This window comes from Wolbachia endosymbiont (group A) of Rhinocyllus conicus, assembly GCF_947250775.1.
In the GTDB taxonomy this organism is placed as follows: domain Bacteria; phylum Pseudomonadota; class Alphaproteobacteria; order Rickettsiales; family Anaplasmataceae; genus Wolbachia.
The window spans coordinates 331583-347268 of sequence record NZ_OX366349.1; the positions used below are offsets into that span (position 1 = coordinate 331583).

The 15686-nt window shown below is 34.7% G+C and carries 14 protein-coding genes and 1 tRNA gene; 9 read left to right on the forward strand and 6 right to left on the reverse strand.

The genetic code is table 11. The features are described from left to right. Positions 1–56: 56 nt before the first annotated feature. Positions 57–794: a tRNA pseudouridine(38-40) synthase TruA gene (truA, locus tag OOK92_RS01670; RefSeq protein WP_096617503.1), complete on the reverse strand. Its 738-nt coding sequence runs from the start codon at positions 792–794 to the stop codon at positions 57–59. 141 nt (positions 795–935) lie between these two features. Here truA and recA point away from each other — a divergent pair, with 141 nt between their 5' ends. The 6 genes from recA to plsY all read left to right on the forward strand — a co-directional run bounded on the left by recA (position 936) and on the right by plsY (position 7194). Beyond that, complete coding sequence (gene recA / locus OOK92_RS01675) at positions 936–2003, forward strand: recombinase RecA (RefSeq protein WP_264687864.1); 1068 nt, start codon at positions 936–938, stop codon at positions 2001–2003. A gap of 164 nt (positions 2004–2167) precedes the next feature. Further along, entirely contained in the window at positions 2168–2860 is a 693-nt protein-coding gene (locus tag OOK92_RS01680; RefSeq protein ID WP_253309960.1) for a phosphatidylserine decarboxylase, read from the forward strand. Continuing rightward, positions 2857–3627 (forward strand): CDP-alcohol phosphatidyltransferase family protein, encoded by a 771-nt coding sequence (locus tag OOK92_RS01685; protein WP_264736041.1) that lies wholly within the window; start codon positions 2857–2859, stop codon positions 3625–3627. The genes OOK92_RS01680 and OOK92_RS01685 overlap by 4 nt, the downstream gene beginning before the upstream one ends. A gap of 31 nt (positions 3628–3658) precedes the next feature. Continuing rightward, positions 3659–5002: an alanine/glycine:cation symporter family protein gene (locus OOK92_RS01690; protein ID WP_253309421.1), complete on the forward strand. Its 1344-nt coding sequence runs from the start codon at positions 3659–3661 to the stop codon at positions 5000–5002. Position 5003: 1 nt separating this feature from the next. After that, a complete protein-coding gene (locus OOK92_RS01695; RefSeq protein ID WP_319803912.1) occupies positions 5004–6470 on the forward strand; it encodes an alanine/glycine:cation symporter family protein in 1467 nt (488 codons plus the stop codon). Positions 6471–6618: 148 nt separating this feature from the next. Next, positions 6619–7194: a glycerol-3-phosphate 1-O-acyltransferase PlsY gene (plsY, locus tag OOK92_RS01700; protein WP_264736044.1), complete on the forward strand. Its 576-nt coding sequence runs from the start codon at positions 6619–6621 to the stop codon at positions 7192–7194. Here plsY and OOK92_RS01705 read toward each other — a convergent pair. The 3 genes from OOK92_RS01705 to OOK92_RS01715 form a co-directional block, all read right to left on the reverse strand. Then, on the reverse strand, positions 7185–9062 hold the full coding sequence (locus OOK92_RS01705) for a hypothetical protein (protein ID WP_264736045.1): 1878 nt from the start codon (positions 9060–9062) through the stop codon (positions 7185–7187). The two genes, plsY and OOK92_RS01705, sit on opposite strands and share 10 nt — an antisense overlap. A gap of 52 nt (positions 9063–9114) precedes the next feature. Further along, complete coding sequence (locus tag OOK92_RS01710) at positions 9115–10026, reverse strand: cation diffusion facilitator family transporter (protein ID WP_264736046.1); 912 nt, start codon at positions 10024–10026, stop codon at positions 9115–9117. 11 nt (positions 10027–10037) lie between these two features. Beyond that, positions 10038–10110, reverse strand: a tRNA-Val gene (locus tag OOK92_RS01715). Positions 10111–10507: 397 nt separating this feature from the next. Between OOK92_RS01715 and OOK92_RS01720 the strand changes: the two genes are divergently transcribed. From OOK92_RS01720 to OOK92_RS01730, 3 genes are all read left to right on the forward strand, one after another. Further along, positions 10508–11116, forward strand: coding sequence for a collagenase (locus tag OOK92_RS01720; RefSeq protein ID WP_264736047.1), 609 nt, complete (start codon positions 10508–10510; stop codon positions 11114–11116). A 206-nt stretch (positions 11117–11322) separates the two neighbouring features. Continuing rightward, positions 11323–12270: an IS110 family RNA-guided transposase gene (locus tag OOK92_RS01725; protein ID WP_264711509.1), complete on the forward strand. Its 948-nt coding sequence runs from the start codon at positions 11323–11325 to the stop codon at positions 12268–12270. 158 nt (positions 12271–12428) lie between these two features. Continuing rightward, complete coding sequence (locus OOK92_RS01730; RefSeq protein ID WP_264736048.1) at positions 12429–13439, forward strand: ankyrin repeat domain-containing protein; 1011 nt, start codon at positions 12429–12431, stop codon at positions 13437–13439. A 72-nt stretch (positions 13440–13511) separates the two neighbouring features. On the opposite strand, the gene thyX is transcribed toward OOK92_RS01730, so the two are convergent. Together thyX and murA are read right to left on the reverse strand one after the other, a co-directional pair. After that, the gene (thyX, locus tag OOK92_RS01735; RefSeq protein ID WP_264736049.1) at positions 13512–14366 is read right to left on the reverse strand and encodes an FAD-dependent thymidylate synthase; all 855 of its coding nucleotides are present in this window, start codon (positions 14364–14366) and stop codon (positions 13512–13514) included. Between the two features lie 9 nt (positions 14367–14375). Next, a complete protein-coding gene (murA, locus tag OOK92_RS01740) occupies positions 14376–15653 on the reverse strand; it encodes a UDP-N-acetylglucosamine 1-carboxyvinyltransferase (protein WP_264687745.1) in 1278 nt (425 codons plus the stop codon). Positions 15654–15686 lie beyond the last annotated feature (33 nt).

A 15686-nucleotide genomic window follows, 5' to 3' on the forward strand; every position in this document is an offset into this window, starting at 1 on the left:
GGAGATACCGTGGCGGTATGACACTTATTTCACTAAGAACGTTACTTTTTATTAAATTAGTAATCTATCTTTACCAAATATAAGCCAAAAGGTGGTGCAGTAACTCCAGCTGCATTTCTTTTGCATTGGTTTAATATATTTAGCATTTCTTGTGGATTAGTTCTATTTTTTCCAAATTCAACTAAAGTACCCACAATGATCCTCACTTGGTTATGTAAAAAGGAAATAGCAGATATTTTGATGTGTATATGATTCCCATTTTGTATTATATCGATATCATCAATTGTTCTCATCGGATTTGCGGCTTGACAATCTTTTGAACGAAAACTTGAAAAGTCATGTTTTCCAAGTAGATGTTTAGCAGCTTCACGCATAATATTTACATCAAGTGGGTTAAACACTTGCCATACATAACCTGTCTCCAGAGCGGCAGGAGCATAGCGATTAACTATTCTGTATTCGTAATATCTTTTTTTTGCTGAAAACCGTGCGTGAAACGCATCATCTACAACTTCTGCATTCAGTACAACTATGGGAATTGATTTTAAATGATAATTTATTGCGTTTCTTATTCTATAAAGCTCAAATTCCTTTTCCATATCAAAATGAGCAATTTGTCCTAAAGCATGAACCCCTGCATCAGTCCTGCCACCGCAGTACAAAGTAACTTTCTCACCACTAAAATTAAATATAGCATTTTCTATGGCTTCCTGGATTGAATTAGCAGAATGTTGCTGCTTCTGCCAGCCAGAGAAACTACTACCATTGTATTCTATCGTTATTTTGTATCGCACTGCAGAGTCTATCTAACTTTCTATCTTAATATAATTTAGGTAGCTAATTTTTCTACGATAACGTTCTTCGTTATTAAAAAACCCTTGGCAGGTTGTTCACGTTTGATTATCATGGAAGTTATACAAGTTAATAAATGATCCATGGCAAACAACTCAGAAGAAAGAAATAATGATAAGCAAAAAGCATTAGATAACGCAATAAGCCAGATTGAAAAAGCATTTGGTAAAGGTGCAATAATGAAGTTGAAGCAAAACCCTGTAGAGAAAATAGACACAATATCCACAGGATCAATTGCGCTTGATTCGGCTCTAGGTGTTGGAGGTCTGCCAAAAGGACGTATAATTGAAATATTTGGTCCCGAGAGTTCTGGTAAAACCACTCTTGCCTTGCACGTGATTGCTGAAGCACAAAAAAAAGGAGGATCATGCGCATTTATCGATGCAGAACATGCATTGGATGTCTTATATGCTCGTAAACTTGGGGTAAGCACTGATGATTTAGTAATTTCGCAACCAGACACTGGGGAACAAGCATTACACATTGTTGAGTACTTAGTGTGTTCTGGTGCGGTTGATGTGATAGTTATTGACTCTGTTGCAGCGTTAACTCCAAGAGCTGAAATTGAAGGTGATATGGGTGATCAACATATGGGGCTGCAAGCAAGGCTTCTAAGTCACGGGCTACGAAAGCTAACCTCTGCCGTTTCAAAAGCGAACTGTATATTGATATTTATTAATCAAATTCGTATGAAAATAGGAGTAGTGTATGGAAATCCTGAAACTACCACGGGTGGAAATGCATTAAAATTCTATACTTCTGTAAGGCTTGACATAAGAAAAGTTGGTGTAATAAAAGACAAAGAAAATATTACAGGCAATGAAACAAGAGTTAAAGTTGTAAAAAATAAAGTTGCTCCTCCATTTAGAGAAGCGAAATTTGATATAATGTACAATGAAGGTATATCAAAACTCGGAGAAATAATAGATATGGGAGCAAAGCTTGGTGTGCTTGAAAAAGCAGGTGCTTACTATTCATATAACAATACACGTCTTGGACAAGGAAGAGAGAATGTAAAAACTTACCTAAAAACAAACAAAGAAGTCGCAAATGAAATAGAAATGAAAATCAGAGATTTACTCAGAAATCATGATAATTCTATTATAATAGACGAGGATAGTGAGCAACTTTTAGAAGAATCAGTGTTCTGATCTAAACTTAGTTTGTGTTGGATGGGTTGTTACAGTATGACGGTGTGTGCTAATCTGTAATGTTACCTTGTATCAAGAGGACTTTGCTGAAGCAGTTAAAAAAAGCTTTTCATGAGAAATTATAAATGATAAATTGTTAACAATAGGTTATTGTGAATAAGATTATGTGTTTTAGTTTACCTAATATAAACAGGGAAGGTTATTTATTTATAGTCGTTGCCTTTATAGTAACGTGTATAGCATTCTCTATATCTTGGGGGTTTGGTGTTACGTGCTTGTTTCCGACATTATTGTGTACTTATTTCTTTCGCGATCCAACAAGAGCTGTGCCAAACAATAAGGATCTTATATTAAGTCCTGCTGATGGTGTGATTTCAAAAATTGAAGAAGTTAATTATCCTTTATCGGCAGAAAATGGAGAAGAGAAGAAGTTCACGCTTGTTAGCATATTTTTAAGTGTTTTGAACGTCCATGTGAACCGTATACCAATATCTGGTACGATAAAGGAAATGAATTATAAAAAAGGCAAGTTTGTATCCGCAATGAGCAATAGGTCTAGTAATGAAAATGAAAAGCAGGTTATTGTGATTGAATACGAAAAGGGAAAAGAAATTATTGTGGAGCAAATAGCTGGATTAATTGCACGTCGTATCGTTTGTAATTTAGGAGTATCCCAGAATGTGAAAGCAGGTGAAAGGTTTGGAATTATAAGATTTGGTAGTAGAGTGAATATTTATGTTCCTGCTGATATAGAAGTCAGAGTTTCAGAAGGGCAAACTGTTATTGGTGGTGAAACAATTATAGCAAACTTAAATAAGGAAAACGTTCAAGAGAAGCTTACTTTTGACGTTATATGAATAACGATGGAAGTAACAGTAGATTCTTACCTATTACTAAATTATTCCCAAACTTTATAACTTTATTGGGTTTATGTTCTGGTCTCACTTCACTTAAATTTACATTTAATGAACAATGGGAATTCTCAGTAATTTTTATCATCATTGCAGCAATAGTAGATGGAATGGATGGCAGAATAGCTAGAATTCTAAAATCAACTAGCGATTTTGGAGCCCAGCTTGATTCTTTTGCAGATTTTCTAAATTTTGGTGCAGCGCCTGCATTTCTTCTGTATTTTTGGAAGCTAAACGAAATCAAAGTCATAGGTTGGATTTTAGTAATGATATACGTAATCTGCATATCAATGAGACTTGCAAGATTTAATGTTTCGCTACACTCAGAACAATCACACTGGGGAAAATTTTTCTTTTCTGGTGTTCCAGCTCCAGTGTGTGCTTTACTTTCTTTGTTACCAATAATTATTACCTTTCAATCTCATGAGAGTGAATACTTACTTCTCATAGAGCGATTTTTTAACACAAGAAACGTAGCTTGTTACTTTCTGGCCATTTCATTTTTTTCGATAAGTCACATTCCAACTTTCTCTGCAAAATATATTTATGTTCCCAAAAGCCTATCCTATATATTTGTGTCATTTTTTGGAGTACTTATTATATTTTTCATCAGTAAGCCCTGGATGACGCTACCAATTTTAGGTGTAGTGTATGTACTTACTATTCCAGTAAGCACTGGGCTTTATATATATTACTCGTATAAAGCTCGTTAGCTATAAGTTGTAATAAAAAGTAGTGAGCAGCATGATTGTAAAAATAAGTGAACTGTTAAATTCATTTCTGTACATAAAGATATTTAACATTCCATTTATAATTATTTGGGTAATTGCAACTGGGGTTTTTTGTACCATCCAATTCAAATTCACTAACTTTAGATTGTTCAAGCATGGAATACAGACGCTATTCAATCTAAAGTGTAATAACAATAACAATGGCATAATCACTCATATTCAAGCGTTTGCAACAGTAATTTCAGGAACAGTTGGTCTTGGAACAATATCAGGAGTTGCAATAGCTATCACAATAGGGGGCCCAAGTGCAGTTTTTTGGATGGTAATTACCGGAATACTTGGTATGTCGATAAAGTTTGCCGAGGTGGTGCTTGCATTCACCTATCGCTCTGAAAATGCAACTGGCGGGGCTTTTTATTACATGAAGTACGGGCTTGCAAAAATTGGATTTGCAAAAACTGGTAGATTTCTTGCCTTTACTTATGCGATTATGCTACTTATTGCAATGATTTTGGGCGGTATACCATTTCAAGCGAATCAGATAGCAGCATTGTCAAATAACCTCTTCGAATACAACGCATCTATTATTATATCCCTGCTTGTCTTTATTGTAATATTGGGAGGAATAAAGCGCATTGCTTTCGTTTCAACGAGCTTAGCACCAATTATGATAGTGCTATATATGGGTATGTGTATATATTTAATTTATGTAAACAGAAGTAATTTGCTGAATGCTCTATCCATAATATTCCAAGACATCTTCAATAAATCAGCTATAGGAGGCGGAGTATTGAGCGGATTAATAGCAGGAGTGAGAAGATCAGTGTTTGCTAACGAAGCAGGTACCGGAACAGCAGCTATAGCACATTCAGCTGTAAAAGAAGAAGATCCAATTAAAGTTGGATGCGTTGCAATGATTGCACCACTTATAGACACAATATTAATCTCATTTTTGACTGGTATCGTGATAATTATTACTGGTATGCATAGCACTGATAACGTGGGTGATATTACACTAATTAGTTCGGTATTTTCAACAGTTTTGCCCTTGTTCAGCAAGTTAGTTTTTCCGCTAATGATGTTTTCCTTTGCATTTTCTACAATAATAGCTTATTGTTACTACTGTGAAGTTGCTCTGCTGTATTTATTTGGTAATAAAAAAATACTGATACCGTTCCAAATTCTTATAGTGGTTTCAGTGTATATCAGTTGTATGTCAAAAAATATAGAATTTATATCTTACCTAGGCGACAGTTTGTTCATGTGCCTTATGATTCCAAATGCTGTTGCAATATATCTACTAAGAAGGGAAGTTTTGAATACAATAGATTCTTATTACAATTCTAAAGGGTATTAACATGATTTATAGATTACTTTGTATGGTGTTATTTTGCCTATTGTTTAATGATGTGTACGCTGCTTCAGGTTTTTATGAAAGTTATGGTGCTGTGTTGAATGGAATAAATAACTTCATGAATGAAGTGCTGTTTTTCAAAATCCTTTACGTGCCATTTATAATCTTTCTACTAGCTTTTGGTTATGTGTTTCTAACATTACGTTTTGGATTTCTCAACATAAGAATGTTTAAGCATGCGTTTGCTATTTTATGTGGAAAATATGATACGAATCACCATGATGGTCATATTACGCATTTTCAGGCATTTATGACTGCACTTTCAAGCACAGTAGGCCTTGGAACTGTTGCTGGAGTCGCAATTGCAGTTTCAATGGGAGGGCCAGGAGCGGTGCCTTGGATGATGATTACAGGTTTTTTTGGTATGTCAGCAAAATTTGCCGAAGTGACTTTAGCATTTAGACATAGAACAGAAGATCAGGAGCAATTGTTTAGTGGTCCCTTTCAGTATATAAGGAATGGTCTGGAGGAATTTGGATTTAAAAAACTTGGTATTGTTTTAGCTGCAATATATGCAGTATTCTTTGTATTATCAGGTCTTGGTGGAAGTGTAGCGTTTCAAACCAACCAAATGGTTTCAATATTATCTGGCTATTCAAGTTGGGTAGATGGTCACTCTTGGTTTCTTTCTTCCATAATCTCTGCGCTGCTTGCTCTAGTGATTATTGGCGGAATTAAAAGGATAGCTAGAGTATCTTCTGCACTAGTGCCTATTATGTCACTCATATATATATGTAGCTGCCTTATTATTATTGGATTTAATATCCACAATCTTGGTCACACATTTAAGATATTATTTTCCAGCATGATAGATTTTAATGCTGTTGGCGGAGGGATGGTAGGAGCATTTGTTGCTGGAATTCAAAGAGCAATTTTTGCCAGCGAAGCTGGTGTCGGCTCTGCTGCAATTACTCATGCAACAACTAAAGATGAAGAACCAGTAAGAACTGGGCTTGTTGCTATGATAGAACCGTGTTTTGATACAATGCTCACTTGCTGTTTAACTGGAATAACGATAGTAATAACAGGTGCATACCAGACTAGTGTTGGTGAAGGGATATTAATCACTCAAAAGGCATTTGAAACTGTTTCTTCATGGTTTCCTATACTTTTAACCATAGCTGCACCTTTGTTTGCATTTTCTTCAGTAATTTCGTTTGTATATTGTTGTGAAATGGGGTGGCTATATTTATTCGGTGCAAAAAGTATAGTGATATATCGCATAGCAGTAATAATTGTAGCGTTTTTTTCTGCTCTTTCTAAAGATATAATGGCTATTGCCAATATCGGTGGAACTTTGTTCTCTTGTTTAGCTCTCATCAACATGACAGCGCTTATACTGTTTAGTAATCAGATTAACGATGAAGTTCAGTGCTACCTAAAAAGGCTGAGGAATAACAAAATTAATTGAATCTTCGACATATGCGGAGAGGTATAGCTATAATAAGTAAGACTTCCCTACGTCATACCGCGATTTATTCGCGGTATCTCAGCATAGATCCCGCTAACAAGCAGCGGGATGACGAAGTTTTGCGATTATTAATCAGTAAATTTTACCTGTGTTAGTTATAGTCCTTATACTATCCTACGTACTCGGTTCAATACCGTTTAGTTTAATTATTACAAAAGCTCAAGGTATAGATTTAAGGAAAATAGGATCAGGAAACATTGGCGCTACAAACGTTGCAAGAACAGGAAATAAATGTCTTGCTGCTCTGGCATTATTTCTGGATTCCTTGAAAGGATTCATCGCCGTTTATATAGCACAACAATTTTGTGATAATAACGATTTTTATATATATGTATCTGCAATTTTAGCAGTTTTAGGGCACATGTTTCCTATTTGGCTAAAATTTAAAGGAGGTAAAGGAGTTGCAACAACTCTGGGAGTGTTGATAGCGTTTAACATACCTGTGGCATTAGTGTTTATATTTGTTTGGCTAGCAGTGTTTTTTACCTTTCGATATTCTTCCCTTGCTTCCTTGACGGCTACTATAGTGGCTGTAGCATGGTCCTTTTTTTTTCAGAGGAATTTGTTTTTAACATTACTAGTTATAGGAACACTAGTTTTCCTAAAACACCATAGAAATATTGCGAATCTTTTACAAGGTAAAGAGTATAAATTTTATAGATAATGTGCTGCCAAATTATTGACACTTAAACTACGAGACAAATTGCTTGACGGTATGATTTTGTCCTTTTCGTTTAAGTCTATGATTTTTGCTTTTGTTATATTCTCTACTTCTTGAGGTGTTAAAAGTCCGTCTTCAATAAATCCTTGCTTCGCTTCCTTTATTTTTTCATAAAGTTGAGTAACGTGATCTTTATTTCCTTCATATACACTTTCAATTTCTAACTCTAGCTTATGTGAAGCTCCTTCTTTTAACATTTCATCCATTGCTGCTTTTGTTACTTCTAACCTTTCTTGCAAAATTTTCTTTATTTTTTCCTTATCATTTTCGTTATTTCGACTGAGTTCTGAATATACTCTATAGAGTTTTTTTTCTTGTGGTAGAAACCTTAATCCATCTAACATCCTAACCACTTGACCCTCAATAGTCCCCTCAGCTTTTAATTTAAATTCCTTCACTTCTTCCACTATTATTGTGTCAGCTATTTTCTTAGCTTCATCCAAAGACGAACCCTTGAGGAAAAAATCTGTCTTGAGTAAATTTTGGTTTAAAAGCTCTAGAAAGACTTTTTCTCCGATGTTTTCGAGTAAACTTTCTTGGTCACCTAAACCATGCTCCTGCAGTTTATTCCTCATGTGCTGAACCAGCTCAAAACGTTGTAATTTATTTAACCCTATAGAGCTAATATTTTTCATCAACGTCAGCACAATTTGTTCACTATATTGAGAAAAAAAACTCAATAATTTTCTCATTAAAGGAATACTTACTTCTGAGATGAAATCATCAACTATTTTTTGATTTTCATTATCACCAGGGTTATCTTGAGCCTTATACCAAGCGTTAAAGATTTCTTTGTTATTTTTCTTATTCTTTAACCTGTCTAACATAAACTTACGTGCTTCATTTTCTGCCTCTGAAATTGATATTTGCTGTGGAATAGTAAATCTAATTTCTGGGTCAGGATGAATTCCCTCTAGCGTGCTTAACATTCTGTAGACAATACCGGTAAAACAAGTGTTAGGAATTCGCTCTTTTCTAGAGAAAGTTTGACTATCAAGCAAATTTGTAATTAATGCGTCTTTTTTATCTTTTACAGCTTCTCTCTTTCCATCATTGCAGGCTCTCAGAACTAGAAGTAAAATCTGTCCACCTGTAAAGCCGGAACTATGCTTTTGATCATCTTTGCAAAAGTCATTTAAAAATGCAATTACTCTTCCTTTATCTTCACCACTAAGCTCATATGAATTGTTTATATATCCAATGAATTGAATATATTCATCATTTTTGATTACGTCTTCAGGTACTTGTTCGCCATACTTATCTTTTAATTTATCAACATTTTCAATGATATCATCATTTAATTGATGGGGCAGTAAATGTTCGAGCTTAATATCAAAGCTATTGACTAGCCCACGTAAGTTCTCTTTCATGCCTTCCCGAAAGAAATTCATGGAAGCTTTAAGCAGTGTAAATGGGTTAAAATCTTTTGGCCTTAGTTCACTCTGCAATAAAATTAATAGCATTGTAAGTGGTATAGTTCCCAGCAACGAAATTAGTAAGAAAGTGGAGGTGAAAGTGAGATATGTTATGAAAGCAGAAAACAAGAGGAAGGCTGCTACCTTGATTGCATTGTTCTTAAAAAATATTTCCCAATATTCCCTTTTGCTCATTTTTTGCTGTTTTGCCGCTTTTATTTCTTTGTAGATATAAAGAGTTTTAATTTCAGACCTGAAGAATATAGTACCAAGAGAAAAAAGAACATTAACAGGGTTAGTGATAATGCTTAAAGAAACAAAAGTTGCAAAGTAACTAACAAACTTTAGCCTGCTAGATTCCTTTGAAGGAAATTGTAATTGAGAAATACCTATCATAGCTTATCTTCAACATCATTACACTCTAGTGATAGCATAGTAATTTAAAACGTCAATGTTTAAGTATCTTATTATCCGCACACTCATCGTATTCGATCTCGACTGTAGAGTGTGCTATCTCGAACCTATTTAGTAGTATTTTTTTTATCTCATACAAAATATCAGTGTGTTGTGCATCTTGCTTTACTTTGGCATGCATGGTAATTATAAAATAATTATCAGACAGTGACCATGCATGTATGTGGTGCACATCTATCACTTCAGGTAATTCTGATGTGATCTTACTTTTTATTTCCTCAGTAGATATCCCTTCAGGTGTGCCTTCAAGAAGTATGTGGCAAGAATTCTTTAGAATTTTGTAGCCACTATTCAAAATGATTACACTGACAAATACCGATAAAATCGGATCCACCATTTGCCATCCAGTAAACATGATAATTATGGATGCAAGTATAGCAGCTACAGAACCTAAAATATCTCCTATAACGTGTAGTACAGCACTTTTTATGTTTATATTGCTCTCGCATTTACTATGTAATATAAAAAAGACTATAATATTAGAGATCAGGCCAAGTGTAGCAATTACTAACATTACTTTCCACTCAACATTTACCGGAAAAATAAATCTTTTTATTGACTCAATTATAATGATTACTGCAATGAAGAATAAAGTTAAACCATTAACAAATGCTGCAATTATCTGCAACCGATGATACCCGTATGATCTTTGCAAATCAGATTTCTTAGCTGAAAATTTGTGTGCTAACCAGCTTAAAACTAAGGCAAAGAGGTCAGTGAGCATATGCCCTGCATCTGATAGTAGAGCAAGCGAATGTGAAATTATTCCACCTACTATTTCCATAAACATTGTTATCGCAACTATTATTATGGAATAGATTAAGCGCTTGGACTGTGCTGCTGAGTGTTTGCCGTTATGCACTGCTGTCATATAAAATCTTTTCATGAACAAAAACGTGGGTAACACTGGGTTCGAACCAGCGACCGCTTGCACGTCAAGCAAGTGCTCTACCAACTGAGCTAATTACCCATCGTGGTTTTAGTATAGTGCTTTGGTGGAATGAAAGTCAATTTGCTTTTAAATTCTTACCCTATCCTAATGTAACGTTAGAACCTAGATTTTTTTTGTGGTCAAGCTATAGAGCCTATAGCTAGTGCAGGTCAGGTTTTCCTACGTCATACCGCGATTCATTCGCGGTATCTCAGCATAGATTCCGCTAACACGTAGCGGAATGACGAGTTCATAGCTTACCAAATTATCGGTAAATCTAAATTGCTTTAGTTATAGCTATATCTTATATTGTTCATATTAAATTAATTACTTATATTTCTTCACTAAGATATAGATTATACCAATATGAAAATTCACACTTTTTTAGTAGAGATCACCTTATATTTGAAGAGTTAATAAATTAGAGGTTAGAATTATGACAATCAATCAACAAATAAATAAAAATATAACTAAAGAAGAATACTTTAACAATAACGGCAAAGGGTTTAATTCGCCACATGTTGTAGAAGTTAAAGATTTAAATATTAAAGTAGAAGTTTATTCTCATAATTTAAGAGCAAGTAAAATTGCAACAATTGAAAGTGAGATAAAAGAAACAGCTACTAGTTTTAAAGATACATTCAAGTTAGAACACAGCAACTCAGAACAAACATTTAAAATTTATATGTTTGATGACAAGGATGATTACACTCACCTTGGCGGAAGCGAGCGTTTCGGTTCTTACCTTGGAGATGAGGGTGGTAAATGTTACTACAAAGGGGAAGCTGATGTTTTTGCTGAAATGTATGTCTATCAGCAAGGTGGCGTTCATAACCTTCAGCATGAATTTGCACATGGTTTAACTTACTTGGCTACAGGAGGTAAGCACCTACCTACAGTATTAATGGAAGGAATTGCAGATTACTTTGAGCATCATTCAGATCATAAATTCAATTCTCAAGGATCAAGTATCGACAAAACTGAAGCTGAAAATTTGGATTTAGATAAAATTTTAAGTTTAGAATATTGTAAGTTGAAAATGTGATATAAAAGAGGATAAGAGGGAAAGATAGCCCTACTCACTATAGGAATAGGACTATCATGGGCGTGTGCGACCGGAAGAATATTGGTACTACAACCGTTTAAATCAAGGTACACTAGCCCATCTCTCGATACGTTTGAATAGTTGCTTGGGACATATATATGCACCCGTTTACAATCTTAAATTAACTAAAACTATCGAGGTTTATTATGGTTACATCTTATCAAAATTTTATTGGCATTGACATCGGAAAATTTAAAAATGTCGTTGCAATTCACAAACAGAAGAACGCTGTCAAATTTGACAATGATTCTGATGGTTGGCAACAATTATTTCAAAAGTTTTCAGATATTCTACCTAATTCTTTAGTAACTTTGGAAAACACAGGAAAATATGAGCTTGGTTTGTCACATTTTCTTATTGACAAGAATATTGCAGTACATCGAGCTAATACTCGTAAAGTAAAAAGCTTTATCTTGTCTCACGGAACTGTAGCAAAGTCTGATAAATCAGATGCGAGGGCTCTTGCTCAATATGGATTTGAACGCCATAGAACTCTCTCTCTATTTGTACCTACATCAAAAGAACAATCAACCCTGGTTGCACTTTGTCAACGTCGTGATGACATTACGCAAATGAGAGCTCAGGAAAAGTGTAGACTGGAAGCTCCTGAAAATGATCATATAAAGAAAAGTTGTCAGAAGACCATTGAATTTTTCGATAGTCAAATAAACGAACTCAATGATACTATACAAAAAATTATTGATGGAAGCCATGAACTACAACAACGTCAAAAAATCCTTAAAACAGTTTCTGGAATAGGTAAAAAGTTATCACAAGATTTTCTGTGTTTAATGCCAGAGCTTGGTTACTTAAGTAGAAAAGAAGTAGCAAGTCTTGCCGGAGTTGCACCTCATCCTAGGGAAAGTGGTAAAACTGTTGGTTACCGAAGGATTATAGGAGGTAGAAGTAATGTTCGTTCAAAGCTCTTTACATCTGCCATGTCTGCTGCAAGGTCCAAATCTGCACTTGGCACCTTTTATTCCAAGCTTGTTGAAAGTGGTAAGAAGAAGATGGTAGCTATAACAGCTCTAATGCGTAAAATTATAGTAATTGCTAATGCAAGGCTTAAAGAGGCAATTAATTTGAATGTTTAAAAATTTACATAGCAGTAATTGAAATGAATATTGTGCGTCCACACAAACTTAAAGTGCTTGTTCACATAGCTTAAACGGAAATTGTTGCAGTAGCTGTTTGATATAGAATTCTGTTCCTATGACAAACGGGTTTTTATTATCTATATGGTTGGGTAAAGTTGCAAAATTATACAAATGAAAAATTAAAAAAAAACATAGTTGATTTAATAAAGAATAATGCAAATATTGATATTCGAGATAGTGAAGGCTGGACACCACTTATTCATGCAGTAAGGCATGGACAATTGGACAAAGTAAAGTACCTGATAAAGAATGGAGCTGATGTTGATATTCGTGGTAATGAAGGATGGACGCTATTTGAGCATGCTGAACAATGGATAGATGATAGAAGAATATTAAAGGATGTAATCAATAATGATAGAAAATATGCAGATGCTGCAAGTTGGGAAAAGACTGGAAAAGATATGCTTGATTACCTTAAGGGAGTTACAAAAAATACTATACAGGAAGAAGAATCTAACTATATAGATCAAATGCAAGCAGATGATAGCAGCAGTTATGTTGAAGATCAACCAGCTTTGCAAAGCAATCGTGACGGTTATGCTGACATGGAAAAAGCTCTGCAGGAGAAATTGCATGGAGATGAAATACGCAAGCAAAGTAATGAGAAAGCTCAAAAAGATATGGAAACAAGAAAAGTCACTGTGGAAACTGACAGTAGCAATAATAAAATTGAAAAACAAGCAAAACCAATAGAAGACGAACAAGAAACTGTTATGGCAAGTGTGATAGAAAATATGGATAAAAATTCTGATAGTGAAGCAGAAGATTCTAACAGTATTGCAAATGCACAACATCCCTTTAAAATAAGGACAGGAAGTCCTCTTGAAGTAGGAAAGTATGAGGTGGAGCTGCAAGTGACATATGATGATATAAAGAATTTTTATGATACCGTACGTGGTAAATATCATGCTGGTGATGGATATAACTACGAGCAAGTAATGGTTTTATATAATGAAATTGTTAGGCCAGCATCGCAGCATTATGATAAACCATTTACCCTGCCTAAGGCATACATAACAGATGGTCATCTATTTGTTCAAAATAAAGATTTTGGAACTTTGGATGATTTTAATGAGATGTTCTATAAAAGTGATGAGTTAATGTGATGTAAAAAGCAAGATTCAATTTGGTGAACGAGAGTTAACTGACAGAGGAGATTGATACGTATGCCTTTATCTTTAAGATTGTTTATCAAGTATAGACATCAGCTCGTCCCATTCTCTTTTACCAATATTACTTTCTTCTCTAGTAACGTTTTCCCCTTTAATTAATTTGCGAATTGTTTCTAAACCAGCTCTTGAAATACAAGCTGATTCTAGGCAATATTCAACAAAGGCATTGTAGGCCAATGGGACCCATTTTTTTATTATATCCAGCATAACTTCTGCATAAACTCTGATTTCATATTGGGCATGCTTATCAGCTCTAAGCTTCAAAAAATGAAGGAGGTTATGCAGATCTATTTTCCAATAAAATTGCGTGTAGTAATTAAGCGTTAGGTTAGTTCGGGCAATTTCTCTTGCAAGCCCCTGCTCAATAAATTTTTCATAATGAGAATGTACTAAATTAGAGTCGTTTGTTAGAGAATCTATTATTTCCTTTGAGGTATCCGGATCAAAAGCTTCACCGCTACCTTGTTTATTATTATCAGATTGTTTTGCAATCTGTTCTGGTTTTGGTATATAAAATTCATTGTCAAGTATTGAATATCTTGCCGAATATTCATTCACATTTGCAGTTCTATGCCTTATCCATTGCCTTGCAACAAAAATTGGAAGTTTCACGTGAAACTTAATTTCACACATTTCAAATGGAGTTGTATGATGATGTCTCATTAAATACTTTATAAGTGCTTCATCCTGACTTATCTGTTTTGTTCCCTTGCCATAAGAAACACGAGCAGCTTGAACTATTGCGCTATCAGAACCCATATAATCTATTACTCGAATAAATCCATGATCTAACACCTTATATTCCTCATATAGAATTTCATCTATCTCTTTTACTGTGATTCGTTTGGTTATTTCATTCATAGCATATCCTCAAGATGAAATAGAGATATCAGCTCCACATGAATTGAGTTTTTCGTGCATTGCTTCATATCCTCTCCATAAATGATGCGAATTATTTATTGTAGTTTCTCCACCAGCTACCAAAGAAGCAAGTACCAAAGCTGCTGTTGACCTTAAGTCAGTGGCACACAGATTAGCTCCAGATAAGCTTTTTATTCCACTTATAGTAGCTTTGCTTTTCTCGATGCTGATATTAGCGCCTAACTTTCTCAATTCATCTGCATGTGCAAATCTGTTTTCAAAGATGTTCTCTTCAATTACTGATATCCCATCAGCGATGCACATTGCAGACATCAGTTGTGGTTGCATATCACTGGGAAAGTTGGGGTATGGATCTGTTGCAATGTTAGCAGACCTAATAGAGCAATTTTTTCTGGAAATCATAACCCCCTCATTATATAGTTCAACATTAGCCCCTATAGCCTTCAATTCATTCACAATACATCTTATATCAGATAGACTTATTCCTTCTAACTCTAACTTACCACCGGTTATTATAGCAGCTAGTGCATAGGTGCCTGCTTCTATGCGATCTGGTATTATTTTATGAACACATCCATTTAATTCTTCAACTCCTGTTATTGTGATCCTTGTATCACTAATCTCAATATTAGCACCCATTTTCTTTAGGAACTCTATTAAATCAAGAACTTCCGGCTCCGTTGCAGCATTGTTTATTATTGTCACTCCTTCTGCAAGTGTTGCTGCCATTATTACATTTTCTGTTGCACCAACGCTTATTTTCTCAAGTATAACTTCTTTTCCTTGTAGCTTTCCTTTCACTGTTGCAATTATATTACAGCCTTCAACTTCAATTTTAGCTCCCATTTCTTCTAATGCTTTGATATGCATATCAACGGGACGCTTTCCGATATTGCATCCACCAGGAAAGACTGTTGTGATTTTACCAAATCTACTGAGAATTGGACCTAGCATTAAAAGAGATGCTCGCAGCTTACTTGCAGTTTCGTGTGACATTACGTGATTGTTGATATTACTGCAATCAATTTCCAAAGTATGATTTGCTTTATAATCTTTATTGCGTGTAAAATTCACTTTCGCTCCAAGACTCTCAAGCAGCTTAGACATTAGATGCACATCAATTAAATCAGGTACATTATGCAAAATTACCGAGAAGCTACTCAATAGACTTGCTGCCATTATTGGTAAAACAGCATTTTTTGAGCCATTAATCTTGATTTTTCCGACCAGAGGTTTATGGTTACTACTTACTAATATTTTGTGCATTTAATTAAGCTAGATCTTACCAAATAAGTATAG